Source organism: Paraburkholderia sp. WC7.3g, from assembly GCF_050436345.1.
Classification (GTDB): domain Bacteria; phylum Pseudomonadota; class Gammaproteobacteria; order Burkholderiales; family Burkholderiaceae; genus Paraburkholderia; species Paraburkholderia podalyriae.
The window spans coordinates 3499517-3526064 of sequence record NZ_JBNDMA010000002.1; the positions used below are offsets into that span (position 1 = coordinate 3499517).

The following is a 26548-nucleotide window of genomic DNA, read 5'->3' on the forward strand; positions in this document are numbered from 1 at the left end:
TCAGGCTTACTGGTTCTGGCCGTCGAGCTTGGCCTTCAGCAACGCACCGAGGTTCGTCGTGCCGGTAGCGGCTGCGCTCGAATCCGAAGCAGCGAGGCCGCGAATGGCTTCCTGCTGCTCAGCCGAATCCTTCGCCTTGATCGACAGGTTGATGCCACGCGACTTGCGATCGATGTTAATGATCATTGCGTTGACCTTGTCGCCTTCCTTCAGCACGTTACGGGCGTCTTCCACGCGGTCCTGCGCGATTTCCGAAGCACGCAGATAGCCTTCGATTTCACCCGACAGCTGAACCACAGCGCCCTTCGCGTCCACCGACTTGACGGTACCGTCGACGATCGAACCCTTGTCGTTCATTGCAACGTAGTTGCTGAACGGGTCGCCTTCGAGCTGCTTGATACCAAGCGAAATTCGTTCCTTTTCGACGTCGATGCCGAGAACGATCGCTTCCACTTCGTCGCCCTTCTTGTACTTGCGAACGGCTTCCTCGCCGGTTTCGCTCCACGACAGATCCGACAGGTGAACCAGACCGTCGATTCCGCCCGGCAGACCAATGAACACGCCGAAGTCGGTGATCGACTTGATCGCGCCGCTGATCTTGTCGCCCTTCTTGAAGTTGCGGCTGAAGTCGTCCCACGGGTTCGGCTTGCACTGCTTCATGCCGAGGCTGATACGACGGCGGTCTTCGTCGATTTCGAGAACCATGACTTCGACTTCGTCGCCCAACTGGACAACCTTCGACGGAGCAACGTTCTTGTTGGTCCAGTCCATTTCCGATACGTGGACAAGTCCTTCAATGCCCGATTCCACTTCGACGAACGCGCCGTAGTCGGTGATGTTGGTGACCTTACCGAACAGACGCGTGCCCGACGGGTAACGGCGCGAGATGCCTTCCCACGGATCGTCGCCCAGTTGCTTGATACCGAGTGAAACGCGGTTCTTTTCCTGGTCGAACTTGAGGATCTTCGCGGTGACTTCCTGGCCAACCGACAGAACTTCGCTCGGGTGACGCACACGACGCCATGCGATGTCGGTGATGTGCAGCAGGCCGTCGATACCGCCGAGATCCACGAACGCGCCGTAGTCGGTGATGTTCTTGACCACGCCTTCGACGATCGCGCCTTCCTTCAGCGTTTCGAGCAGTTTCGCGCGCTCTTCGCCTTGCGTTGCCTCGATGACGGCGCGGCGCGACAGCACGACGTTGTTACGCTTGCGGTCCAGCTTGATGACGCGGAATTCGAGGGTCTTGCCTTCGTACGGGGTCGTGTCCTTGACCGGACGCGTATCAACCAGCGAACCCGGCAGGAACGCGCGGATGCCGTTGACCATCACGGTCATGCCGCCCTTGACCTTGCCCGTGATCGTGCCGGTCACGAGTTCGTTGTTGTCCAGCGCTTTTTCCAGCGACAGCCACGAAGCCAGACGCTTCGCCTTGTCGCGCGACAGGATCGTGTCTCCATAGCCGTTTTCCAGCGCGTCGATCGCGACGGAAACGAAGTCGCCCGCCTGCACTTCTACCTCGCCCGCGTCGTTCAGGAACTCTTCGAGCGGGATGTAGGCTTCGGACTTCAGACCAGCGTTAACGACCACGAAGTTGTGGTCGACACGCACGACTTCGGCGGAGATCACTTCGCCAGCGCGCATGTCCTGCTTGGTCAGCGACTCTTCGAACAGAGCCGCAAAAGATTCGGTATTCGGGGTAGAGGTTTGCAGGTCGGACATAAAAATCAGAGTTTGCATGGTTTTCGCAGCGCCTGGCTCACCGGACCGGTCAGCAACTACGGCAAATACGCGAACGCCACGCGGGGTTAAAGGGTTAAAAACAACGCTTCGCGACCATCGCGAAGCACCTACCAACAACGGGACTGCCGCTGTCTGGCCGCTGCTGCGCGACCGATTTCAGTTACGCATGCGGGACCAGCGCTTCATACCATTGCACCACCTGCTCGACCGCCTGGTCGATCGACAATGCCGAGGTATCAAGCAGCTTTGCATCCGCCGCGGGCTTGAGCGGCGCGGCCGCGCGCTGACTGTCACGCTCGTCGCGTTCACGCAAATCCCGGAGCAAGTCATCTATATTAGCAGAAAATCCTTTTTGGATCAATTGCTTATGCCGCCGCGTCGCGCGGGCCTCGACGCTCGCGGTCATGAATACCTTCAACACGGCGTCCTGGAAGATTACGGTGCCCATGTCGCGGCCGTCGGCGACGAGCCCCGGCTCTTTGCGAAACGCGCGCTGACGCGCCACCAGCGCGACTCGTACCGGCGCGTGCACGGCGATCGCCGAGGCGCGGCTGCCCACTTCCTCAGCCCGAATTTCGGTCGATACGTCGACGCCGTCGATCTGCGCGAGCCCCTCGCGAAACGTGATATGGAGATCGCCGATCAGTTTGACAAGTGCGACGACATGGTCCTCCGCGATGCCGTAGCGCAGGCTCGCAAGCGCCGCGAGCCGGTACAGCGCGCCACTGTCGAGCAGGTGAAAGCCGAGATTGGCGGCCACCATCGCGGCCACAGTGCCTTTGCCGGAGGCGCTGGGGCCGTCGATCGTAATGACGGGCGTCTGGTGAAAGGGACGGGTCGGTTTCATCGAAAAAGTCGCACGTCGGGCGATTCGCACGCGAATCTGGGTTGAATCAGGGATGCGCGAGCGCGGCGAAGCGCTCGAAATAATCGGGGAACGTCTTGCCGACGCACTTCGGATCGTTGATGCGGATCGGCACGCCGCCCAGGCTCACGAGCGAGAAGCACATCGCCATGCGGTGATCGTCGTAGGTGTCAATCGCGGCATTCGGGATCAGCTTCTCGGGTGGCGTGACGACGAGGAAATCCTCGCCCTCCTGCACCTTCGCGCCGACCTTGCGCAACTCGGTCGCCATCGCGGCGATGCGGTCGGTTTCCTTCACGCGCCAGCTCGCGATGTTGCGCAGCGTGGTCGTGCCGTCCGCGAACAGCGCGGCGACGGCGATCGTCATCGCGGCATCGGGGATCAGGTTGAAGTCCATGTCGATCGGATCGAGCTTGCCGTGGTCGGTGCCGACGCCGCGCACTTCGATCCAGTCGTCGCCCATCTGCAGGTTCGCGCCCATCTTGATGAGCGCATCGGCAAATCCGACGTCGCCCTGGATGCTCGCGCGGCCTACGCCCTCCACTTTCAGCGGCCCGCCGCCGAGCGCGCCCGCGGCGAGGAAATACGACGCCGACGACGCATCCCCTTCCACCATGATCGTGCCCGGCGACTGATACCGCTGCGCCGCTGGCACCACGAACTGGTGCCAGCCGTGACGCTCGACCTTGATGCCGAAGCGCTCCATCAGCTTGATCGTGATCTCGATGTACGGCTTCGAGATCAACTCGCCGTCGACCTGCACGGTGGTGACGCCGCTCGATGTGCGCAAGAGGGGCAGCGTCATCAACAGCGAAGTCAGGAACTGGCTCGACACATCGCCGCGCACGCGGATCGGCGCGTCGGCCGTAATCTGCGCGGGGCGGATGCGCAGCGGCGGATAGCCCTCGTTCTGCTCATAGTCGATCTTCGCGCCGATCTGGCGTAGGCCGTCGACGAGATCGCCGATCGGCCGCTCGTGCATGCGCGACACGCCGTGGATCCGGTAGTCGCCGCCGTTCACGGCGAGCGCCGCGGTCAGCGGACGCACCGCCGTGCCCGCATTCCCGAGGAACAGGTCGGCCGTACGCGCGGTGAACGCGCCGCGCGTACCGGTCACGGCGCAGGTGTCGCCTTCGCGCTTCAGGCGTACGCCAAGCTTTTCGAGCGCGTCGAGCATCACCCGGGTGTCGTCGGAATCGAGCAGGTTCGTGATCGTCGTCTCGCCTTCGGCGAGCGCGGCGAGCAGCAGCACTCGGTTCGAGATGCTCTTCGAGCCGGGCAGACGAACCGTGCCGGACGCACGGGAAAAGGGTCCGAGATCGAGGAATTCCATGATGTGTCCAGTTTCCGGTTATTTGGACGCGTCGCCGTCGGCCACGCCAGCCGCGCGCTGCTCCTGCCACTGACTGCGCGCGACGCGCGAGCGCGCGAACACCGTTTCGAGCGCGGCGCCGTCGCCGGCTTCGATCGCAGCGCGCAGGCGCGCGAGCACCGCGGTGTACCCGTCAAGTTCGTCGAGCAGCGCCGCGCGATTGGCGACACATACGTCGCGCCACATCTCCGGACTCGACGCGGCGATGCGCGTGAAGTCGCGAAATCCGCCCGCCGCGAACGAGAACTTCAACCCGGCGTCGGGCGAATTGAGGATCTGCTCGACGAGCGCGAACGACAGCACGTGCGGCAGATGACTGACGGACGCGAACACGCGGTCGTGCTGCTGCGCCGTCATGTTCCGCACCAATGCGCCGGTGGCGCGCCACATCGCCGCGACGCGCTCGACCGCTTCCGGCGCGTTCTCCGGCAGCGGGCACAGCACGACGTTGCGGTTCACGTATAGATCGGGCAACGCGGCATCGACGCCGCTCGACTCGCGGCCGGCGATCGGATGGCCCGGCACGAACTGGCCGATCCGCGCGCCGAGCGCCGCGCGCGCGGCGACGACCACGTCGGATTTGGTGCTGCCCGCATCGGTGACGATCGTGTCGGCGTCGAGATGCGGCGCGATGCGTTCGAGCAGCAGCAGCGTCTGCGCGACCGGCGCCGCGAGCAGCACGAAGTCCGCGCCCGCGAGCGCGTCGCGCAACGCGGCGTCGTCGTTGAGCGCCGCGGCGCCGTCGATCACACCGAGCGCCAACGCGCGTTCGCTCGACGCGGACGTCCGTCCCACGCCAATTACCGTGCGCGCTCCGCCGGCCTCGCCGCGTTCACGCAACGCGCGCGCGAGCGATCCGCCGATCAGGCCAACACCGAAAATCACCAGCTTGTTAAAAGAAAACGCGGCCACGTCGCTCACACAATACGGACAATAAGCGCGCCGCTCCTGCCGGCCGACGCGCGGGGTCAAGGATCAACGCTTACGCCGCGGCAGGCTCGGCAAGCGTCTTTTCGAGCGCCGCGAGGAACGCTTCGTTTTCCTGCGGCAGGCCGATCGTGATACGCAGCCACTGCGGCAAGCCGTAGTTGTCGACCGGTCGCACGATCACGGCCTGCTTCAGCAGCGCGAGGTTCACACGAGCGCCGGCCTGGTCGTCGCTGCCGACGCGCACGAGCACGAAGTTGCCTTCGGATGGCACGTATTCGAGGCCGAGTTTGTCGAACGCCTCGGTCAGAAGCCTGTAGCCCTGCGCGTTCAGCGCCGCGCTCTTCTGCAGAAACGCGCTGTCGTTCAACGCCGCGATCGCCGCGGCTTGCGCGAGCGTATTGGCGTTGAACGGCTGACGCAAGCGGTTCAGCAGATCGGTCAGCTCGGGCTGCGCGATCGCGAAACCGATGCGCAGGCCAGCGAGACCGAACGCCTTCGAGAAGGTGCGCGACACCAGCAGGTTCGGATAGCGACGCACCCAGTGAATCGAGTCGTAGCGCTTGTCCGCCGACAGATACTCGGTGTACGCCTCGTCGAGCACGACGACCACATGGCGCGGCACCCTGTCGAGGAACGCCTCGAGTGTCGGACCGTCGACGAACGTGCCGGTCGGATTGTTCGGATTCGCGACGAATACGAGACGCGTGTCGTCGTCGATCGCGGCGAGCATCGCGTCGAGGTCGTGACCATAGCGCACGGCCGGCACGACGATCGCGCGCGCGCCGACACCTTGCGTCGCGAGCGCATAGACCGCGAACGAATACTGCGAGAACACGACCGCCTGGCCCTTCTCGACGAACGCGTGCGCGGCGAGTTCGAGGATGTCGTTGCTGCCGTTGCCGAGCGTGATCCATTCGGCCGGCACCCCAAAGCGCGCGGCAAGCGCCGCCTTCAGCTCGAAACCGTTCGAGTCCGGATAGCGGCCGAGGTCGGCGATCGCCTGCGCCATCGCGCGCTGCGCGGATTCCGGCATGCCGAGCGGATTCTCGTTCGATGCCAGCTTCACGATGCTCGCCTCTTCGAGACCGAACTCGCGGGCCACTTCCGCGATCGGCTTGCCGGCGATGTACGGCGCGATCGCACGCACATAGGAAGGGCCGAAAGACGCTGTCATGAAAATCTCCGAACGACGATGGATGGTGAAATATGCTTTCGGGCAGCGCACACGGCGCCGCCCCAACTCCGCTGCCAGCTCTTAGCGGGCGCGCGGATACGAGCCGAGTATCTTCAGGAACGCCGCCTTCTCGCCGAGCCCGGTGAGCGCGGCGGCCACGGCCGGATCGTCGCGATGTCCTTCGACGTCGATATAGAAGTAGTATTCCCACGTGCCGACGCGGGCCGGGCGGGATTCGAAACGCGACATCGACACGCCGTGGCGTGCAAGCGGCTCGAGCAGCTTGACCATCGCGCCCGGTTCGTTCACGACCGACACGATCAGCGACGTCTGGTCGTAGCCGCTCGGACCGGTCGGCTGCTTGCCGATCATTACGAAGCGCGTGCGGTTGTGCGGATCGTCCTGGATCAGCGCGTTGGTGACCTGCAGCCCGTAGTGGATCGCGGCGCGGTCGCCGGCGATGGCCGCAACGGTCGAATCTTCGGCCGCCATCCGTGCGGCTTCCGCATTGCTCGACACCGCCTGGCGCTCGAGATGCGGCGCGTTGGTCGACAGCCAGCGCTGGCACTGCGCAAGCGCCTGCGCATGCGCGCATACGCGCGTGACGCCGACGAGGCCGTTTTGCGTAAGCAGGTTGTGATGGATCGGCAACGCGAGTTCGCCGCCGATGGTCAGCTGCGTTTGCAGCAGCAGATCCAGCGTGCGCGACACCGCGCCTTCGGTCGAATTCTCGACCGGCACGACGCCGTAGTCGGCGGCGCCCGCCTCGACGGAGCGGAACACTTCATCGATCGACGGGCACGGCAGCCCTTCGATCGACTGACCGAAGTACTCATGCATCGCCTGTTCGCTATAGGTGCCGACCGGCCCGAGGTACGCGGCCTTGATGCTCTTTTCGAGCGCGCGGCTTGCGGCCATGATCTCGCGCCAGATCGCGCTGATGTGCTCGTCCGAGAGCGGCCCCGCGCTCATTTCCTGCAGGCGCGCGATCACCTGCATCTCGCGCTCGGGCCGGAACACCGGCGCGTTGAAATGCTTCTTGACCTCCCCGACTTCGAGCGCGACCGACGCGCGCTGGTTCAGGAGCGCGATCAGTTGCGCGTCGAGCGCGTCGATGCGATCGCGCAGAGGTTTGAGTCGTGTATTGAGTTCGTCGTCCATGCGTAAAACGGCTCTGCCGGGTAACTGCTGGAAAAGATGCGCACGCCTGCCGGTCAGTGTGACTCAGGCGCCGCGCTGTTCGAATTCCTTCATGTATTCGACAAGCGTTTTGACGCCTTCGAGCGGGACGGCGTTATAAATCGACGCCCGCATGCCGCCGACGGACTTGTGGCCCTTTAGCTGCACCAATCCCCGCGCTTTCGCGCCGGACAGGAAATCTTCGTTGCGCGACTCGTCGGCGAGAAAGAACGGTACGTTCATCCGCGAGCGCGAGCCACGCTCGACCTTGTTCAGATAGAAGCTGCTCGAGTCGATCGTGTCGTACAGCAGCTTCGCTTTTTCGAGGTTGCGCGCCTCCATCGCCGTGAGGCCGCCCAGCTTCTTCAACCATTTGAACACGAGCCCGGCGATATAGATCGCATAGGTGGGCGGGGTGTTGTACATGGAGTTGTTTTCGGCGACGGTTTTCCAGTCGAACGCCGACGGGCAGATCGGCATCGCGCGATCGAGCATGTCCTCGCGTACGATGACGACCGTGACGCCGGCCATGCCGATGTTCTTCTGTGCGCCCCCGAACAGCACGCCATACTTGGCGACATCCATTGGGCGCGACAGGATATGCGACGACGCGTCCGCGACGAGCGGAATATCGCCAAGGTCGGGAATCTCGAAGGTTTCGACGCCGTGAATGGTCTCGTTCGTGCACAAGTGCACGTAGGCCGGATCGTCCGACAACTGCCATTCCGAGCACGCCGGCGCGCGGGTGAAGCCATCAGCCGTTTGGCCGCTCGCGGCCACGTGCACGCTGCCGTATTTCTGTGCTTCCTTGAACGACTTCTGCGACCATGAGCCGGTCACGACGAAATCCGCGCGCGGTTTCGAGCCGAACAGGTTCATCGGCACGATCGCGTTTTCGCCGAGCCCGCCACCCTGCAGAAACAGGATCCGATGGCTTGCCGGCACCTGCAGCAGCTCGCGCAGGTCCGTCAGCGCTTCCTCGTGGATCGACATGAATTCCTTGCCGCGATGGCTCATTTCCATCACGCTCATACCGCTGCCTTGCCAATTTAGCATCTCGTCGGCTGCCTGGCGCAGCACTTCTTCGGGCATGGCTGCCGGGCCGGCGGAGAAATTAAAGACGCGCATGTGAGGTCCTGGAAGCGGGCGCGAAAAACGGAGTCGCGCAGGAATCGGCGAAGATATCTACGAAATGGCTCGCCGAAAAAGAAAATGGCCGTCTGCGCCAGTGCGCAAACGACCATTATCGCATTGTCGCCGCCAACCCGCCACGCCGGTGTGCCGCAGGCGACAGGCCGGCTGATCAGCGCGGCCTGCGAGCAAATTTACTTGGCAGCCGACTTGACCGATGCGACTTCCTTGTCGGCCTGGTCTCGCGTTGCCTTGATCGATTCCGGCATGTACTTCTGCATCAGGCCGTTCACGACGTCGCGACCAACCTGATCTTGCACCTGGATGAACTTGCGACCGGTCGGGCTCTTGTAGAACGCGGTCAGATCCTTGATTTCCGACGTGCTGTAGTACTTCGCGTACGCATCGTACTGAGCTTGCATTGCGTCCTGACGGAAAGAGTCGGTCGCGAACACCTGGCCCGCGCTGTCCACCAGCTTCGGCACCGCGTTCTTCTGCAGCGCCGGCACAGCGGCCTGCTTCTGCTTGTCCGTCATCGACTTGTTCTCGGTCAGCGCGTCCGACAGGATTGCCGGCACGAGCTGCTTGGCCTGCATCTGCGCGCTGTTGCCGATTGCGCCAACCAGCTTCTGTGCGTCGATGGCGTCGAGCAGGTCCTTGATGGCAGCCTGCTTGGCCGGATCAACCGGTGCTGCTGCGGCAGCCGGAGCCGCCGGCGCCTGGTTCTGCAGCGCTTGAGCCATGGCGAAGGTCGGCACGATGGCAGCCAGCAACATCAGTTGTTTGAATCGTTTTTGCATCATTACTCCCTAAGAGAAATTAACTTGGACTGCACGCCGCACGAGAAAGCGTACCGGCCCGATACGCGGTGACCCGCAGCGTAGCTTCAACGTGTTAACTGAGACTGAAAACCGCTGGCACGGATCAAGCCGCGCCGCCGCTCTCACCGCCGTTATCACCTTCAGCGGAGCCGTCGGAATCGCTTTCCGACTCGCCCTCGGCCTCAGCTACCTGTTGCAGACCCGACAGCTTGGTCCCTTCGTCAAGGCTGATGAGTGTAACACCTTGCGTTGCACGTCCCATTTCGCGAATTTCCGACACGCGCGTGCGAATCAGCACGCCCGTCGTCGTAATCAGCATGATCTGCGCTTCCGGGTCCACGAGCGTCGCGGCAACCACCTTGCCATTACGCTCCGACGTCTGGATCGCGATCATGCCCTTCGTGCCGCGACCATGACGCGTGTACTCGGTGATCGGCGTGCGCTTGCCGAAACCGTTCTCGGTCGCCGTAAGCACCGACTGTTGCTCGTCGCCGGCCACCAGCAACGCGATCACGTTCTGACCGTCCTCGAGTTGCATGCCGCGCACGCCGCGCGCCTCGCGGCCCATCGGACGCACGTCGTTTTCGTCAAAGCGCACTGCCTTGCCCGAATCCGAGAACAGCATCACGTCATGCTGGCCGTCAGTGATCGCGGCGCCGATCAGGTAATCGCCCTCATCGAGACCGACCGCAATAATACCCTTGCGCAGCGGACGGCTGAATGCTTCCAGCGGCGTCTTTTTTACCGTTCCTAACGCGGTCGCCATGAACACGAACTTGTCGGCGGAGAATTCCTTGACCGGCAGCACGACCGTAATCTTTTCGCCTTCCTGCAGCGGGAACATATTGACGATCGGCCGGCCGCGCGAATTGCGCGAACCCTGCGGCACTTCGTAGACCTTGACCCAGTACACGCGACCGCGGTTCGAGAAACACAGGATATGGTCGTGCGTATTGGCGATGAACAGCGTGTCGATCCAGTCGTCTTCCTTCATCGAAGTGGCCTGCTTGCCGCGACCACCGCGCTTCTGCGCCCGATATTCGGACAGCGGCTGCGATTTCACGTAGCCCGCGTGCGACATCGTCACGACCATTTCCTGCGGCGTGATCAGGTCTTCGGTGTTCAACTCGGTCGCGTTCAGCTCGATTTTCGAGCGGCGTGCATCGCCGAATTCGGCCTTGATCGACGTGAGTTCATCGACGATGATCGCCGAAATGCGTTCCGGGCGAGCCAGGATGTCCAACAGGTCGGCGATCTGCGCCATCACGTCGCGGTATTCGCCGATGATCTTGTCTTGCTCGAGACCGGTCAGGCGCTGCAGACGCATCTGCAGAATCTCCTGGGCCTGGGTATCGGACAGACGGTAGAGGCCGTCAGCCTGCATGCCGAACGACGGGTTAAGGCCTTCCGGACGGTAAGCTTCGCGGCCGCCGGCCGTCGCGTTTTCGGTCTCGGCGCGCGACAGCATTTCACGCACGAGCGACGAATCCCACTCGCGCAACATCAATTCCTGCTTCGCGATAGGCGGCGTCGGCGCGGCCTTGATGAGCGCGATGAATTCGTCGATGTTCGCGAGCGCAACCGCCAGACCTTCGAGCACATGGCCACGTTCGCGCGCCTTGCGCAGTTCGTAGACCGTGCGCCGCGTCAGCACTTCCCGGCGATGCGACAGGAAGCACGTCAGCATTTCCTTCAGATTCAGCAGCTTCGGCTGGCCGTCGACAAGCGCGACCATGTTCATGCCGAAGGTGTCCTGAAGCTGGGTCGCCTTGTACAGATTGTTCAGCACGACCTCGGGCACTTCGCCGCGCTTGAGCTCGATCACGACACGCATTCCGCTCTTGTCGGACTCGTCGCGGATGTCGGAAATGCCTTCGAGCTTCTTCTCATTGACGAGCTCGGCGATGCGCTCGAGCAGCGAGCGCTTGTTCACCTGATACGGCAATTCGTCGACGATGATCGCCATGCGCTGGCCGCGATCGATTTCCTCGAAGTGCGTGAGCGCGCGCATCACGACGCGGCCGCGACCGGTGCGATAGCCGTCGCGCACGCCGGCCACGCCGTAGATGATGCCGGCGGTCGGGAAGTCGGGCGCGGGGATGATCTCGATCAGCTCGTCGATCGTCGCTTCCGGGTTTTTCAGCAGGTGCTGACACGCGTCGACGACTTCATTGAGGTTGTGCGGCGGGATGTTGGTCGCCATGCCGACGGCGATGCCGGACGAGCCATTGATCAGCAGATTAGGGATGCGCGCAGGCAGGATGGCCGGTTCGTTTTCGCTGCCATCGTAGTTCGGCACGAAGTCGACCGTTTCCTTGTCGATGTCGGCCAGCAGCTCATGGCCGATCTTCGCCATGCGGATTTCGGTGTAACGCATCGCCGCGGCATTGTCGCCGTCGACCGAACCGAAGTTCCCCTGGCCGTCGACGAGCATGTAGCGTAGCGAGAAATTCTGCGCCATCCGGACGATCGTGTCGTAGACAGCGGTGTCGCCATGCGGGTGGTATTTACCGATGACGTCGCCGACGATACGCGCCGACTTCTTGTAGGCGCGATTCCAGTCGTTGTTCAGCTCGTGCATCGCGTACAGCACGCGCCGGTGCACCGGCTTCAGGCCATCGCGGACATCGGGAAGCGCTCGCCCCACGATCACGCTCATCGCGTAATCGAGATACGAACGGCGCATTTCCTCCTCAAGGGAGATTGGCAGAGTCTCTTTGGCGAATTGATCCATTATCCGTATCTTTTACGTGCGAAGGCGCGGGCTCGCCGCATCTTCGCGTAAGCATTGCAGGCGCAACGCATCACGCGATTCTAACATGCCACGCCTTCTCGCCCGACGACGGTACGTATACATATTAGAGGGCCGGCCCGCCAACACCTCGCCGATAGCTCATTTTCCGTCCCGTCGGGCCCGATTCGTGCATGGGGCCGATTCCCCGCTCAGCCAGAGCCAGCGGACCGTCCAGGCGAATCATTTGTTGCGCGTGCACCACAATTGGACGGGGATTTGATCGGGGGCGGATTTTTTTTTCGTCGGAAGGGAACGATATGGCAAAATGCCAACGCACAAAGAGTCAGACACTGCTCGAAGTCTACACAGACAGTTTTTGTTCCCCACCAATGTTATACTTCGAGCAATGTATGACTGGTCTTCGTCAACAGGCTCGCAGTAAACCTGCGGTAATCTCAATTTCGAGAGGAGAAATATGAATAAACTTTCAAAGCTCGCGTTCATTGCAGCTACCGCAGTTATGGCTGCATCCGCCATGGCGCAGTCGGTGCCGGCGTCGCGACAAGCTACCAACGACAACTGGGTGAATGGTACTGGCGAATACGTGTGGATGAATGGCACGAACGAGCTTTGCTGGCGCGATGCATTCTGGACGCCCGCAACGGCTAACGCCAAGTGCGACGGCGCTCTGGTTGCTCAAGCTCCGACCCCGCCGGCACCGGTCGCTCCGGCTCCGGCTATCTCCAGCCAAAAGATTACGTATCAAGCTGATGCGCTGTTCGACTTCGACAAGGCAATCCTGAAGCCGGCCGGCAAGGAACGTCTGGGCGAACTGGCATCGAAGATCCAGGGCATCAACCTCGAAGTCGTCGTCGCGACGGGCCACACCGACCGCATCGGTTCGGACGCCTACAACGACCGTCTGTCGCTGCGTCGTGCTCAAGCTGTGAAGGCCTTCCTGGTCAGCAAGGGCGTCGAAGCCAACCGTATCTACACGGAAGGCAAGGGCCGTCGCAACCCGGTTACCACCGGTTGCAACCAGAAGAACCGCAAGCAACTCATCGCCTGCCTCGCACCGGACCGCCGCGTGGAAGTCGAAGTTGTCGGTACGCCGAAGCAGTAAGCTGGAAAATTACCGCAGTGTCGAAAGCCCCGCTTCAGCGGGGCTTTTTTTATGCGCGGGGGCTGTGATGTTCCGTGACGCGCGACGGAGAAACGTCCCCACTCCGCGACTAGCGGCTGGCAACTCGCATCGCATCAGCACCGCTACCCGCCGCGCTTTTGCCGCCCTTTCTCTCGCCCTATATACTCAGGGTTTATCCTCGAGCGTCCGCTCACCGCTCTCATCGAGGCAGCCTTCGCCATGACCAACGCCGATCCCCACGAACTACAGAAATTCAGCGACCTCGCGCATCGTTGGTGGGACCCGAACGCCGAATTCAAACCGCTGCACGAACTGAATCCGATCCGCCTGAGCTGGATCGATGCGCACGCGCACCTCGCCGGCAAAAAGGTGCTCGACATCGGCTGCGGCGGCGGCATCCTGTCTGAATCGATGGCAGGTCTGGGCGCTAATGTGAAGGGCATCGACCTGTCGGCGCAGGCCCTCGGCGTCGCCGACCTTCACAGTCTTGAAAGTGGTGTAACCGTCGACTACGAAGAAATCGCCGCCGAGGCGTTGGCCACGCGCGAACCGGGCACGTACGACGCGGTCACCTGCATGGAAATGCTCGAACACGTGCCCCGGCCGGCCGCAATCGTCGAGGCCTGCAGGAATCTTGTGAAGCCGGGCGGCTGGGTGTTTTTCTCCACGCTGAACCGCAACGTGAAGTCGTATCTGTTCGCGGTGATCGGCGCCGAATACATCGCGCGAATGTTGCCGAAGGGCACCCACGACTACGCGCGCTTCATCCGCCCGTCGGAACTCGCCGGCTTCGTGCGCGCCGCCGAGCTGCGCACGGCCGACATCAAGGGCATCGTCTACAACCCGCTCAGCAAGCATTTCGCGCTGTCGTCCGACACGAGCGTCAACTATATGCTCGCCTGCCGCCGCGACGCCTGACCTGCCAGTACCGCCCCGACCCGCCGCATCCGAAACGAACCCATGAGCGATCCGACTCCCCTGCCGCAGCGCGAAGACAACGACGACACGCTCGGCTTTTGCCTCGCCGTGCTTTTCGACCTCGACGGCACGCTTGCCGACACGGCGCCCGACCTCGCGGCCGCCGTCAACAAGATGCGCCACGACCGGGGACTCGAGATGGTGCCGCTCGGAAAGCTGCGCCCGCTGGCTTCGGCCGGAGCGCGCGGACTCATCTGCGGCGCGTTCGGCATCGGGCCCGACCATCACGAATTCGCATCGATGCGCGAGGAGTTTCTCGCGAACTACGAAGCGGATCTGTGCATCGAGACGACACTCTTTCCGGGCATCGCCGAAGTGCTCGACGAACTCGACGCGCGTGGCGTGCGCTGGGGCATCGTCACCAACAAGGTCGCGCGGCTCACCGAGCCGCTCGTTGCGCAACTTGGACTCGAGGAGCGCGCCGGCTGCGTGGTGAGCGGCGACACGACCCCACATTCGAAACCGCACCCCGCGCCGCTGCTGCACGCAGCTCGCGAGTTGGACATCGCGCCGGAGCGCGTCGTTTATATCGGCGACGATCTGCGTGACGTGCAAGCCGGTTTTGCGGCCGGCATGAAGACCGTAGCCGCGGCGTACGGCTATTGTGGCAACGACATTCCGCCGACACGATGGCACGCGCAGCACGTGGTGGAATCGACGGCCGCGTTGCAGACGCTGCTGCGCGACGTCGGCTGACAGATCGGCTGAAAGGCGCGTCCGACACTTGCGCACCAGGTTGCGTCATTCAGCGGCCATCCAAGAGTCCGGACGCCGCCCCCGATCTATTGTAAAATGTCCTTTGGCTCATATATGTGAGCAACGAACCGCGGGGGCGACCTGGTTTCGACAGGGGTTGCGAAGCGGCTAGGGCATGTCGAGGACCCGTCACCTCGTTAATCAATGGGAAAAACGTAACTGCAAACGACGATACGTTCGCACTGGCAGCCTAAGGGCCGCCGTCCTCTGCCTAGTTCACTGACGGGCTAGTGTCGCAAGACCGGTAGCAATACCGACAGAGGTCATATACGTCAGTTAAGCCTTGGCGGCGTCACGACGTCCGGGTCGAAAATTTAGTGAATCGCCGTAGCGCAGCGTGTTCGTCCGCGTCGCTGCGGTTAAATCAAAAGACAGAACTAAACATGTAGAACTGGTCGTAGAGGACTTCTGGACGCGGGTTCGATTCCCGCCGCCTCCACCAAACACTGGGCGTTCGCGATGAACGCCCCCGAAAAGCCCCGGCAGTGTAACGCTGCCGGGGCTTTTCATTTTCGGCACCCCGCAACGCTTCGCGGGGCAAGTCAGGCGCCCTCGTTTGCTCAGCGGGACACTCAACACGAGCCGGTAAATCCGCAGCCGCTGCCTATACTCGAAAACTCGAAACAGGTCGTCGCTCGTCAAGCACGTCGTCGAAATCACTACGCGGCCGACAAGCAGGCGGGCGATGCAAAGGGAGACGGCTTCAAGGAAATCTGGCACATCGCCAAGCCTTGAGACACCGAACCGGCTGGCAGATGGGCCGGAATTCACCAGCCGCAAAGCACAACGCCGACCCACGGGCCGGCGTTGCGTCAAACCAGGAAGCTCGGGCAAAGCCCGAGCGAACGCTCATTCGTCTTTCGGGCACTGCAGATTGCAGCCGCTCGGATCGCCCAGGTCACCGCGCTTGCGCGCCTGCGAGCGTTGGCCGTGCTGATACTTGTTCGACGGCGCGGACGCGGCGAACGGCATCTGCGGATGCTCGTTGAGGCGGAATTCGTCGTTCAGGATGCCGCCTGGCACGCCAGGCGAGTTTTGCGCGAAGGCAACGGAAACGGTGGCGCAAAGCACACCAGCCGCGGCAGCGGCGGCACATGCGTGGAGAAGAGCTTTCATGTCGGTTCGGCGCGTCTTGGCGCGCGGTTAGAGCGGATGCGAAGCCAAGAGAGTAGCCGAAACCGACGAGCCGCGCAGCGGCGCGCTCGGAGCACCATCGCTTTTCTGATTACAGGCTCTTACGCCGCCGTTACGCGAGCGCGCCGCCGAGCCCCTCGTGCACATCGAGAAGCCTGCCGCAGTCGCGCGGATCATAGCCGTCGAGCTGCTCGACGCGATGGTGAAACGCGCTGCCGCGCAGCAGATCGATCACTGTCGCGAGCGGCGCGCGAGCGAGATGCGCGCGGTCGCACGCGAAGTAATAGTCCTCATCGACGATCGGAATGAAGTCGAGCCCGAAATGATGCGCGGCCGGCTCGACGCCGAAGCCTATGTCCGCCATGCCACTCGCGACGAAAGCCGCGATCGCCGAGTGCGTCAATTCGGTCGACGCATAACCGTTGACGCGGTCCGGGTCGACACCCAGCTGTCGCAGCGCAAGATCGAGCAGCATCCGCGTACCCGAGCCCGGCTGGCGGTTGACGAAACGGATGTCGTCGCGGGCAAGGTCGCCGAGCCCGCCGATCCGCTTCGGATTGCCCTTGCCGACGAAGAGCCCCTGCTTGCGCCGGGTCAGATGCACGAGCACATGGCGCTGCGGATCGAGCCAGCGCCGGTAGGTATCGGCGCACACCGAACGAAACTCGCCAAGCGGCAGATGAAAGCCCGCCAGATCGCACTCGCCGCGCGCGAGCGCGCTGACCGCGTCGGCACTGTCGCGATATTTGATCTCGACCGGTAGATCTTTGGCGACGAGCGCGGTGACGAGCGCGGCCACCGCATAACCATGCGACGCGTGAATCCGCACGTCATCGGCGGGGGGCGCGAGCCAGCGATTCAGATCGCTCGCCACTTCGCTCGCGAGCGCCTGCAGATTGCCGTCGAGCCGCTCGCCGCAGAGTCGCTGTCCGCGCAGCACCGCATGACCGAGCTCGGACAGCACGGAGCCGCGCCCGCGCTCTTTCGCGATCAGCGGACCGCCGAGCCGCTCCTCGATGCTGCGCAGCAAACCCCATGCGTGCCGATAGGACAAACCCTTACGCGCCGCGGCCTGCGCAATGCTGCCAGATTCGTTGACGAGCGCGAGCAGCGGCACCACGTCCGTCAGGCTGGCCTCGCGGCCGTCCGCGCCCTTCACCACCAGCTCGACCTGGCATTCGATCCTGACCATATATGTTGGACTCTTTCCTATTGCACGGGCCGGTTAGCCCGCCTATCTTTCGGCTATACCATATCGAATAAGCGAAGCATACGTGCGCGTATTATGAATAACAAGTGCATATATCGCTTTGGAGGAGCCCCCACTTTGGACGATTCTCTCGCCACGGCGCCGGATCAGCTCGTGCAACGTCACGCGCAGCCGGGCCGCACTCTGATCACGATCCTGCACGCGATCCAGGACGAACTCGGCTATGTGCCGCCCGCGGCGGTCGAACCGCTCGCGCGCGCGCTGAACCTGTCACGCGCGGAAGTGCACGGCGTCATCACCTACTACCATCACTTTCGCACCACGCCGGCCGCGCCCGTCACGGTGCAGCTTTGCCGCGCCGAAGCGTGCCGCAGCATGGGCACCGAGGCGCTCGCACAGCACATCGAAGCGCACACCGGTTGCCGCTTCGATGCCGGTCACCATGACGGCGCAACGGTAGAACTCGAATCGGTGTACTGCCTCGGCCAATGCGCGCTGTCGCCGGCGCTGATGCTCAACGGCACATTGCACGCGCGCGTGTCGCCGCAGAAATTCGATGCGCTATTCGCCGCAGCCCGCAAACGCGTGGAGGTACCGGCATGACGCGCCTCTATGTTCCGCGAGACTCTTCGGCGCTCGCGCTCGGCGCCGATACACTGGCTGAAGCCATCAGCAGCGAAGCCGCGAGCCGCGGCGTGGAAATCGAACTGATCCGCAACGGTTCGCGCGGCTTGCTGTGGCTTGAACCGCTCGTCGAAGTCGCGACGCCTGAAGGCCGCATCGGCTATGCGAATGTCGACGTCGAAGACGTCGCCGCGTTGTTCGACGCGGGCTTCATCGACGGCGGCGAGCATGCGCGTCGCGTCGGCGTGGTCGACGAGATTCCGTATCTGAAGAAGCAGCAGCGCCTGACCTTCGCGCGCATCGGCATCACCGACCCGCTGTCCATCGACGACTACGTCGCGCATGGTGGTCTCGAAGGCCTGCGCAACGCGCTGCAAGCCGACGGCGACACCGCGTGCGAAGCCTTGATCGAATCGGGTCTGCGCGGCCGCGGCGGCGCGGCCTTCCCGGCCGGGATCAAGTGGCGCACCGTGCGCGCCGCGAAGGCTGCGCAGAAGTACATCGTCTGCAATGCCGACGAAGGCGACTCGGGCACCTTCTCCGATCGTCTCGTGATGGAAAGCGATCCGTACTTGCTGATCGAAGGCATGATCATCGCGGGCATCGTGACCGGCGCGAGCGTCGGCTACATCTATGTGCGCAGCGAATACCCGCACTCGATCGCGACGCTCGAAGCGGCCATCGCCCGCGCGCGTCAAGCTGGCTGGCTCGGCGACAGCGTGCTGTCGAGCGGGCAGCGCTTCGAGCTGTTCGTCGCGAAAGGCGCGGGCTCGTATGTGTGCGGCGAGGAAACCGCGCTGCTCGAATCGCTCGAAGGCAAGCGCGGCATCGTTCGCGCGAAGCCGCCGGTGCCCGCGCTCGCGGGTCTCTACGGCCAGCCCACCGTGATCAACAACGTGATCACGCTCGCCACGGTGCCGATCATCTTCGCGCGCGGCGCGGCGTTCTATAAGGACTTCGGCATGGGCCGCTCGCGCGGCACGCTGCCGTTCCAGCTGGCCGGCAACATCAAGCGAGGCGGCCTCGTCGAACTCGCGTTCGGCGTGACGCTGCGCGAACTGCTCGACGACTTCGGCGGCGGCACCGCGAGCGGCCGGCCGGCGCGCGCGGTGCAGGTGGGCGGTCCGCTCGGCACCTATCTGCCGCCAAGCCAGTGGGACATTCCGATGGACTACGAAGCCTATGCGGCGGTCGGCGCGGTGATCGGCCACGGCGGTCTGGTCGTGCATGACGATACGTCGAACCTTGCCGAACTCGCGCAATACGCGATGCACTTCTGCGCGCTCGAATCGTGCGGCAAATGCACGCCGTGCCGGATCGGCTCGACGCGCGGCGTCGAAGTGATCGCGCGGATTCGGAATGGCGACACGTCGACGCGTCAGGTGCAATTGCTGCGCGATCTGTGCGACACGATGGTGTCCGGCTCGCTGTGCGCGATGGGCGGCATGACGCCATATCCGGTGTTGTCCGCGCTCGATCATTTCCCTGAAGACTTCGGTCTCGCCGCCGATCCCACCGCCGACCACGCCACCAAAGCGGCCGCGGCCTGACTCCAGGAGTTCACCATGTCCGACCAGTTCAACTCCCCCGCCGGCGCCCCGAAGGAAGTCCCCCTGGGGGGCGGCTGCGGCTCAGGCAACTGCGCATGCAAGTCGCAAGCCCTGGCACGCGCCGCCTACCCCTTCTCCGACGAAACCGACTACGGCACCCCCGCCCGCCACTCGGACGTCGACGTGACGCTCGAAATCGACGGCCAGGCGGTGACCGTACCGGCCGGCACGTCGGTGATGCGCGCGGCGGCCGAAGCTGGCGTCAACGTGCCGAAGCTGTGCGCGACCGATTCGCTCGAACCGTTCGGCTCATGCCGCCTGTGTCTCGTCGAAATCGAAGGGCGGCGCGGCTATCCGGCCTCATGCACGACGCCGGTCGAAGCCGGCATGAAGGTGCGCACGCAGACCGACCGTCTGCAGTCGCTGCGTCGCAATGTGATGGAGCTGTACATCTCCGACCATCCGCTCGATTGCCTGACCTGCCCCGCCAACGGCGACTGCGAACTGCAGGACATGGCGGGCGTGACCGGCCTGCGCGAAGTGCGCTACGGCTTCGACGGCGCGAATCATCTGAAGGACGAAAAGGACGAATCGAATCCGTACTTCACATACGACCCGGCGAAGTGCATCGTCTGTAATCGCTGCGTGCGCGCGTGCGAGGAAACCCAGGGCACGTTCGCGCTGACGATCACCGGGCGCGGCTTCGAATCGCGCGTCGCGGCCAGCGAGAACCAGCCGTTCATGGAATCGGAGTGCGTGTCGTGCGGCGCGTGCGTGGCCGCGTGCCCGACCGCGACCTTGCAGGAAAAGTCCGTCGTGATGCTCGGCCAGCCCGAGCACTCGGTCGTCACCACCTGCGCGTATTGCGGCGTCGGCTGCTCGTTCAAGGCCGAGATGAAGGGCAATCAGGTCGTGCGGATGGTGCCGCACAAGAACGGCCACGCCAACGAGGGTCATGCATGCGTAAAGGGCCGCTTTGCGTGGGGCTACGCGACGCACAAGGACCGCATCACGAAGCCGATGATCCGCGCGAAGATCACCGACCCGTGGCGCGAGGTCAGCTGGGACGAAGCGATCTCGTACGCGGCGTCGGAATTCCGCCGCATCCAGGCGAAGCATGGCCGCGATTCGATCGGCGGTATCACGTCCTCGCGCTGCACGAACGAGGAAACCTACCTCGTGCAGAAGCTCGTGCGCGCCGCGTTCGGCAACAACAATGTCGACACCTGCGCGCGCGTCTGCCACTCGCCGACCGGCTATGGCCTGAAGACGACGCTCGGCGAATCGGCCGGCACGCAGACGTTCGCCTCCGTCGACAAAGCGGACGTAATCATGGTGATCGGCGCGAATCCGACCGATGGCCACCCGGTGTTCGCCTCGCGTCTGAAACGGCGCGTGCGCGAGGGTGCGAAGCTGATCGTCGTCGATCCGCGCCGGATCGACATAGTCGATACGCCGCACGTGAAGGCGTCGCATCATCTGCAATTGCGGCCCGGCACCAACGTCGCGATCGTCAACGCGCTCGCGCATGTGATCGTCACCGAAGGCCTGCTCGACCAGCCGTTCGTCGCCGAGCGCTGCGAAACGCGCGCGTTCGAGCAGTGGCGCGATTTCGTCGCGCTGCCGGAAAACTCACCCGAAGCGACCGAAGCAGCGACCGGCGTGCCCGCGCAACAGGTGCGCGAAGCCGCCCGCATCTACGCGAGCGCCGGCAACGCCGCGATCTACTACGGCCTCGGCGTCACCGAACACGCGCAAGGCTCGACGATGGTGATCGGCATCGCGAACCTGGCGATGGCGACCGGCAACATCGGCCGCGAAGGTGTCGGCGTGAATCCGCTGCGCGGCCAGAACAACGTGCAGGGTTCGTGCGACATGGGCTCGTTCCCGCACGAGCTGCCCGGCTATCGTCACATCGGCGATCCGCTCGTGCGCGCGCAGTTCGAAAACGACTGGGCCGTCACACTGCAACCGGAACCTGGCCTGCGCATTCCGAACATGTTCGACGCCGCGCTGCACGGCAGTTTCAAGGGTCTGTACTGCCAGGGCGAGGACATCGTGCAGTCGGACCCGAACACGCATCATGTGGCGGCGGCGCTGTCGTCGATGGAATGCATCGTCGTGCAGGACATCTTCCTGAACGAAACCGCCAAGTATGCCCACGTGCTGCTGCCCGGTTCGTCGTTCCTCGAAAAGGACGGCACGTTCACCAATGCCGAGCGCCGCATCTCGCGCGTACGCAAGGTGATGCCGCCGCTTGGCGGTTACGCGGACTGGGAAGTCACGCTGCTGCTGTCGCGCGCGCTCGGCTACGAGATGGACTACTCGCATCCGTCCGAGATCATGGATGAAATCGCGCGGCTCACGCCCACCTTCCACGGCTTGTCGTACCGCAAGCTCGACGAAATGGGCAGCATCCAGTGGCCGTGCAATGAGGACGCGCCCGACGGCACGCCGACGATGCACGTCGATACCTTCGTGCGCGGCAAGGGCAAGTTCGTGATCACGAAGTTCATCGCATCGCCGGAGAAGGTCACGCGCAAGTATCCGCTACTGCTGACGACCGGCCGCATCCTGTCGCAGTACAACGTCGGCGCGCAGACGCGCCGCACCGAGAACTCGCGCTGGCACGAGGAAGACCGGCTCGAACTGCATCCGCACGATGCGGACGAACGCGGCATCAAAACCGGCGACTGGGTCGGCATCGAATCGCGCGCGGGGCAGACCGTGTTGCGCGCCAAGGTGACGGAGCGGATGCAGCCGGGCGTCGTCTATACGACGTTCCACTTCCCCGAATCGGGTGCGAACGTGATCACGACCGACAGCTCCGACTGGGCGACCAACTGCCCCGAATACAAGGTGACCGCGGTGCAGGTGATGCCGGTCGAGCAGCCGTCGCAATGGCAGCAGGAGTATTCGCGCTTCAATAGCGAACAGCTCGAGCTGCTGAAGCAGCGCGAGTTGGCCAATGCGGCCGCGGCCGTCACCGCGGGCAAGTGAGACGAGCGATGGACAAACGGAATCTGATCGACATGGCGAACCGGATCGGCGACTTCTTCGAGTCGATGCCCGATCACGAGGAAGCGCTGACCGGCGTCGCCGAGCATATCCGCCGCTCCTGGGAGCCGCGCATGCGGCGCGCGCTGCTAGCGACGCTCGATGAAGCGCCGGACACGTATGGCATCGCGCTATCGGACTTCACTCGCGAGGCGATCGTCAGGTATCGCGAGAAGTTGACGCCTGCGCAGGCGCCAGCGGCTTAGGCTTTAGGCCGTTCGCTCGATCACCGGGGCGCGGCGGCGCAATCCCTGCCGCTCGCGTGCTTGTGCCCACGGGCCACGCAACGGGAAACAGGCGGCTGTGATCACAACGACGCCTGCTCCGGTATTTCTCCCCCCACCGCAAACCACGCCTCGCAGTGCCGTACCAGACCGTGCAGGTCCGAGCCGGTGCGTCCGCGCGCGCTGATATAGCCGTCGGGCCGCACCAGATAAAACGACGGCCGCGTGCGCCCATACGATTCGGACAGCGCCGGGCCGCCATCACCGGTCGTATCCGTGACGCGCCAGATGCGCACCGCGTTCGGCAGCAGCCGCTCCACCGCGGCGGCGAGCTTTTCCAGCTCCGGGTCCGGCGGCGCCGCATGTTTCGCGGCCGGGTCGAGCGGCGTGTCGTCGACGGGCAGCGGCGGCACCAGCAAAAACAGCGAGAAGAACGCCGGATCGTGCAGATCGAAAATGCAGCCGACACCCGGCGCACGACCGAGCGGACCGTCGACGACGTGCACAAGCGCATCGGGCGCGCGCTCTCCCGCGCGCGGGCCGCCGTCGAGCACGCGTTCGAGCGTCAGCGGACTGCGTCGGTACTGGATCGACAGCTCGCTGATCGTCGCGCGCGCGGCATCGCGCAGCGGACCGAGCGCGGCCAGCACCGGCATCACGCGCTCGCGCAGCAGCTTCAGCGGACCGTGATCGGCTTCCGCCATCTGCGTGATGAAGCCGGTCTGCCTTAGCACGTCGCGCTCGATCGGATGCCGTTCGCCGTGATACGTGTCGAGCAGGCGATCCGGCGCCGCACCACCGATCACGCGCGCGAGCTTCCAGCCGAGGTTGAGCGCTTCCTGGATGCCGGTATTCATGCCCTGCGCGCCCGCGGGGCTGTGCACGTGCGCGGCATCGCCGGCGAGGAAGATACGGCCTACGCGCAGCCGATCGACCATCCGGCTATTCACGTGGAAATATGCCGACCACGCGAGGTCCGACACGTCGACCCGCTCGCGCACGCGTCGCGCGATCAGCGCCTTGCATTGTTCGAGCGACGGCGCCGGCGTCGCGTCCAGCGGCGGCTCGCCGAGCACCGCGGGGGTCGGCGCCGCGGTGCTGCCCGACGGCTCGACCGCGTGATCGGCGATCAGGCGATGGCGGCCATGGCCCATCGGAAACAGCGCGACGAGACCGTCGCCGGACGCGAAGATCTGGAACTCGTCGTCGGGCCAGTCGGTTTCCGCGTGCAGGTCGGCGAGCAGGAAGGTCTGGTCGATGGTCTTGCCCTCGAAGTTCAGGCCGAGGCGATGCCGAATCGCGCTGTGCGCGCCGTCGGCCGCGATCAGATACGACGGGCGCATGGTTTCCGTGTGGCCGTTGGCGCGGCGCAGCGTCGTCTGAATGCTCGCGGAGCCTTGCATGAACGCCATTAGCTCGACGCCGCGCTCGACCCTCACGCCGAGCGTCGCCAGATGCTCGGTCAGAAGCCGCTCGGTTACCGACTGGTCGAGAAACAGCAGATAGGGATAGCGCGTGTGCAGCGGATCGAAATCGAGCTGCGCAAGCCGCGTACCGTTCGAAAACAGATTCGCGACGCGTGCGCGATGGCCGAGCTCGAGAAACGGCTCGATCAGCCGATGCTGCTCGAGCAGTTCGAGCGTGCGTGCCTGAATGCCGATCGCGCGCGAGTGCGGATTCGGCTGCGGCGCCTTGTCGATCAGACGCACAGGGATGTGGGCGCGCGCGAGACTCATCGCTGCGGCAAGTCCGGTCGGACCAGCCCCGACGATCAGCACCGGCGACGCGTCGTAGGCGGCAGCGTCCATGCGGAACTCCGGAGGCAACAATGCGTTCTAGTGTACGCCGCCGCTCCTGCGCGCACGATCCGCGCGAATCCGGGCCCCTTGCGCAAGTATGGGAAAATGCGGCCTCGTCTGATTGATTCGAATGCCCTCCCCGTCATGCAACCTGTATTTGACCGCGCGTTCGCGGCGCATCGTGACGGCCGCCTCGACGACGCCGAACGCGGCTACCGCGCCACGCTCGACCACAATCCCAGCCATGTCGACGCGCTGCATCTGCTCGGCGTGCTGCGCCACCAGCAGGGCCAGCACGCCGAAGCCGCGGCGCTCGTGCGGCGCGCGGTCGGCCTGCGCCCCGAAGACGCGGCGCTTCAGCTGAACCTCGGCAACGCGCTGAAGGCGCTCGGCCAGATCGACGCCGCGATCGAGCAGTTCCGCAACGCGCTGACGCTCGCGCCGACCTTTCCGATGGCGCACTACAACCTCGGCAACGCGTACGCGTCGCTAGGCCGTCACGAAGACGCCGCCGATGCGTTCGAACGCTCGCTGCGCCTGCAGCCGGACGACGCGTCGTCGCACAACAATCTCGGCAACGCGCTGCACGCGCTCGGCCGTCACGCGGACGCGATCGCGTCGTTCCGGCGCGCGCTCGAGCTGCGCCCCGGTCATGCGGGCGCGCTGAACAACCTGGGCATGTCGCTGAACGCGCTCGATCGGCCGAACGAGGCGGTGCCCTGCTTCGAGGCCGCGCTCGCCGCCGAGCCCCGCTTCGTCGCCGCGCATTTCAATCTCGCGAATACGTTCGATGCGATCGGCCGCCATGCGCAGGCGGTCGCGTCGTTTGAAGCGGCGCTGCGTCTGCAGCCGAACCTGCCGCCCGCGATCTATGGCATGGGCAACGCGCTCGCGGCGCTCGGCCGTGCCGAACAGGCGCTGCCACATCTCGAGCGCGCGGTCGGGCTCGATCCGCAATTCGCGCTTGCGTGGCTTGCGCTCGGCACCGCGCACCAGGCGCTCGGCGCGCACGCGGCCGCGGTGCGCGCGCTCGACCAGGCGCTGCGGCTGCGTCCCGATCTCGCGTCCGCGCATATGAACCGCGCGCTCGCCTGGCTCGCGATGCGCGACTTCGAGCGCGGGCTGCCCGAATACGAATGGCGGTTGCAAACCGCCGCGCAACCGGCGATCCAGACGTTGCCGCGCTGGCACGGCGAGTCAATCGACAAGCACACGCTGCTGATCCATGCCGAACAGGGTTTCGGCGACACGTTGCAGTTCGTGCGCTTCGTACCGCTTGCCGCGCAACGCGCCGCGCGCGTCGTGCTCGAAGTGCAGCCGCAGTTGGTGCCGCTGCTCGCGCCCGCCGCGCAGAGGTGGCGGGTGTCGCTGATCGCTCAGGGCCAGCCGCGCCCCGCCGCCGATCTGCAGATTCCGCTGCTGAGTCTGCCGCTCGCGCTCGGCACGCGCTACGACACGATCGACGCGCGCACGCCGTATCTGAACGTGCCGCCGGCCTATGGCCGCAAATGGCGCGGCTCGCTCGGCGGTCAGGCGAAGCGCAAGATCGGGCTCGCGTGGTCGGGGCGCATCCAGCGCAACGAAACCCGTACGATGCCGCTCGCCGCGCTCGAGCCGCTGTTCGCGCTGAACGGGATCGACTGGATCGTGCTGCAGCCCGATCTGTCGGAACACGAACGTGCGGCGCTCGACGCGCATCCGCGGGCGGCCGCGATCCATCGCTTCGACCATCGCATCGGCGACTTCGCGGATACCGCGGCGATCGTCGAGCGGCTCGACGCGGTGGTGTCGATCGACACGTCGATCGCGCACCTCGCGGGCGCGCTGCGCAAGCCGCTATGGCTGATGCTGCCGTTCGCCGCCGACTGGCGCTGGTTCGACGGCGACACGCGTAGCCCCTGGTATCCCGGTGCGACGCTCGTGCGTCAGCCGAGGCCGGGCGCGTGGGATGAAGTCGTCGATGTGGTCGCCAACAAATTGCGGCACGGTTAGCCACGAACAGCCATGCGCCGCCAACAAAAAACCCCGCTGTCGCGGGGTTTTTTGCTTTCAGAAGACGAGGCGAACCCGTCAGGCCGCCCGATACTGATTGCGCGCCTCCGGCGTGCGGTACAGGAACAGCG

At 64.4% G+C, this 26548-nt stretch carries 21 protein-coding genes and 1 other RNA gene; 10 read left to right on the plus strand and 12 right to left on the minus strand.

The features are described from left to right. Window positions 1-6: 6 nt before the first annotated feature. The 9 genes from rpsA to gyrA all read right to left on the minus strand — a co-directional run bounded on the left by rpsA (window position 7) and on the right by gyrA (window position 11949). Window positions 7-1740: a 30S ribosomal protein S1 gene (rpsA, locus tag OKW43_RS27525; protein ID WP_187635523.1), complete on the minus strand. Its 1734-nt coding sequence runs from the start codon at window positions 1738-1740 to the stop codon at window positions 7-9. A 163-nt stretch (window positions 1741-1903) separates the two neighbouring features. Continuing rightward, on the minus strand, window positions 1904-2590 hold the full coding sequence (gene cmk, locus OKW43_RS27530) for a (d)CMP kinase (protein ID WP_187635524.1): 687 nt from the start codon (window positions 2588-2590) through the stop codon (window positions 1904-1906). A gap of 46 nt (window positions 2591-2636) precedes the next feature. After that, window positions 2637-3941, minus strand: a complete 1305-nt coding sequence (gene aroA / locus OKW43_RS27535) for a 3-phosphoshikimate 1-carboxyvinyltransferase (RefSeq protein WP_246530122.1) — start codon at window positions 3939-3941, stop codon at window positions 2637-2639. 18 nt (window positions 3942-3959) lie between these two features. Continuing rightward, window positions 3960-4901, minus strand: a complete 942-nt coding sequence (locus OKW43_RS27540) for a prephenate dehydrogenase (RefSeq protein WP_429451799.1) — start codon at window positions 4899-4901, stop codon at window positions 3960-3962. Between the two features lie 61 nt (window positions 4902-4962). After that, window positions 4963-6084 carry a histidinol-phosphate transaminase gene (gene hisC, locus OKW43_RS27545; protein WP_429450913.1) on the minus strand — a complete coding sequence of 374 codons (1122 nt, stop codon included), beginning with the start codon at window positions 6082-6084 and terminating at the stop codon, window positions 4963-4965. A gap of 81 nt (window positions 6085-6165) precedes the next feature. Then, the gene (pheA, locus tag OKW43_RS27550) at window positions 6166-7245 is read right to left on the minus strand and encodes a prephenate dehydratase (protein WP_187635526.1); all 1080 of its coding nucleotides are present in this window, start codon (window positions 7243-7245) and stop codon (window positions 6166-6168) included. 63 nt (window positions 7246-7308) lie between these two features. Next, window positions 7309-8391, minus strand: coding sequence for a 3-phosphoserine/phosphohydroxythreonine transaminase (gene serC, locus OKW43_RS27555; protein ID WP_187635527.1), 1083 nt, complete (start codon window positions 8389-8391; stop codon window positions 7309-7311). Between the two features lie 197 nt (window positions 8392-8588). Beyond that, window positions 8589-9194 carry a DUF2059 domain-containing protein gene (locus OKW43_RS27560; RefSeq protein ID WP_187635528.1) on the minus strand — a complete coding sequence of 202 codons (606 nt, stop codon included), beginning with the start codon at window positions 9192-9194 and terminating at the stop codon, window positions 8589-8591. A 124-nt stretch (window positions 9195-9318) separates the two neighbouring features. Further along, window positions 9319-11949, minus strand: coding sequence for a DNA gyrase subunit A (gene gyrA / locus OKW43_RS27565; RefSeq protein ID WP_429450916.1), 2631 nt, complete (start codon window positions 11947-11949; stop codon window positions 9319-9321). Between the two features lie 475 nt (window positions 11950-12424). Between gyrA and ompA the strand changes: the two genes are divergently transcribed. The 5 genes from ompA (at window position 12425) to OKW43_RS27590 (ending at window position 15562) form a co-directional block, all read left to right on the plus strand. Next, window positions 12425-13072 (plus strand): outer membrane protein OmpA, encoded by a 648-nt coding sequence (ompA, locus tag OKW43_RS27570; protein ID WP_187635530.1) that lies wholly within the window; start codon window positions 12425-12427, stop codon window positions 13070-13072. A 240-nt stretch (window positions 13073-13312) separates the two neighbouring features. After that, on the plus strand, window positions 13313-14011 hold the full coding sequence (gene ubiG, locus OKW43_RS27575) for a bifunctional 2-polyprenyl-6-hydroxyphenol methylase/3-demethylubiquinol 3-O-methyltransferase UbiG (protein ID WP_187635531.1): 699 nt from the start codon (window positions 13313-13315) through the stop codon (window positions 14009-14011). Between the two features lie 42 nt (window positions 14012-14053). Further along, window positions 14054-14767, plus strand: a complete 714-nt coding sequence (gph, locus tag OKW43_RS27580; RefSeq protein WP_187635532.1) for a phosphoglycolate phosphatase — start codon at window positions 14054-14056, stop codon at window positions 14765-14767. Between the two features lie 132 nt (window positions 14768-14899). Then, window positions 14900-15269: a transfer-messenger RNA gene (gene ssrA / locus OKW43_RS27585) on the plus strand. Between the two features lie 17 nt (window positions 15270-15286). Continuing rightward, on the plus strand, window positions 15287-15562 hold the full coding sequence (locus tag OKW43_RS27590; RefSeq protein WP_187635686.1) for a hypothetical protein: 276 nt from the start codon (window positions 15287-15289) through the stop codon (window positions 15560-15562). Between the two features lie 114 nt (window positions 15563-15676). Here the strand turns inward: OKW43_RS27590 and OKW43_RS27595 are convergent, their stop codons facing one another. Further along, entirely contained in the window at window positions 15677-15943 is a 267-nt protein-coding gene (locus OKW43_RS27595) for a hypothetical protein (RefSeq protein ID WP_187635533.1), read from the minus strand. Window positions 15944-16073: 130 nt separating this feature from the next. Continuing rightward, on the minus strand, window positions 16074-17153 hold the full coding sequence (locus OKW43_RS27600) for a substrate-binding domain-containing protein (protein WP_429450919.1): 1080 nt from the start codon (window positions 17151-17153) through the stop codon (window positions 16074-16076). 135 nt (window positions 17154-17288) lie between these two features. Between OKW43_RS27600 and OKW43_RS27605 the strand changes: the two genes are divergently transcribed. Genes OKW43_RS27605 through OKW43_RS27620 form a run of 4 tightly spaced genes read left to right on the plus strand, consistent with a single transcriptional unit; the run spans window position 17289 to window position 22608 of the window. Next, entirely contained in the window at window positions 17289-17774 is a 486-nt protein-coding gene (locus OKW43_RS27605; RefSeq protein WP_429450921.1) for an NAD(P)H-dependent oxidoreductase subunit E, read from the plus strand. After that, window positions 17771-19345 carry a formate dehydrogenase beta subunit gene (locus OKW43_RS27610; RefSeq protein ID WP_429450923.1) on the plus strand — a complete coding sequence of 525 codons (1575 nt, stop codon included), beginning with the start codon at window positions 17771-17773 and terminating at the stop codon, window positions 19343-19345. Before OKW43_RS27605 ends, OKW43_RS27610 begins: the two co-directional genes overlap by 4 nt. A gap of 15 nt (window positions 19346-19360) precedes the next feature. Continuing rightward, complete coding sequence (gene fdhF, locus OKW43_RS27615) at window positions 19361-22345, plus strand: formate dehydrogenase subunit alpha (RefSeq protein ID WP_429450925.1); 2985 nt, start codon at window positions 19361-19363, stop codon at window positions 22343-22345. A gap of 8 nt (window positions 22346-22353) precedes the next feature. Then, a complete protein-coding gene (locus OKW43_RS27620; RefSeq protein WP_187635538.1) occupies window positions 22354-22608 on the plus strand; it encodes a formate dehydrogenase subunit delta in 255 nt (84 codons plus the stop codon). A 101-nt stretch (window positions 22609-22709) separates the two neighbouring features. Here the strand turns inward: OKW43_RS27620 and OKW43_RS27625 are convergent, their stop codons facing one another. Beyond that, window positions 22710-24434: an FAD-dependent monooxygenase gene (locus OKW43_RS27625; RefSeq protein WP_429450927.1), complete on the minus strand. Its 1725-nt coding sequence runs from the start codon at window positions 24432-24434 to the stop codon at window positions 22710-22712. A 135-nt stretch (window positions 24435-24569) separates the two neighbouring features. On the opposite strand from OKW43_RS27625, the gene OKW43_RS27630 reads away from it, so the two are divergent. Next, window positions 24570-26417, plus strand: coding sequence for a tetratricopeptide repeat protein (locus tag OKW43_RS27630; RefSeq protein WP_429450929.1), 1848 nt, complete (start codon window positions 24570-24572; stop codon window positions 26415-26417). Window positions 26418-26548: the final 131 nt, after the last annotated feature.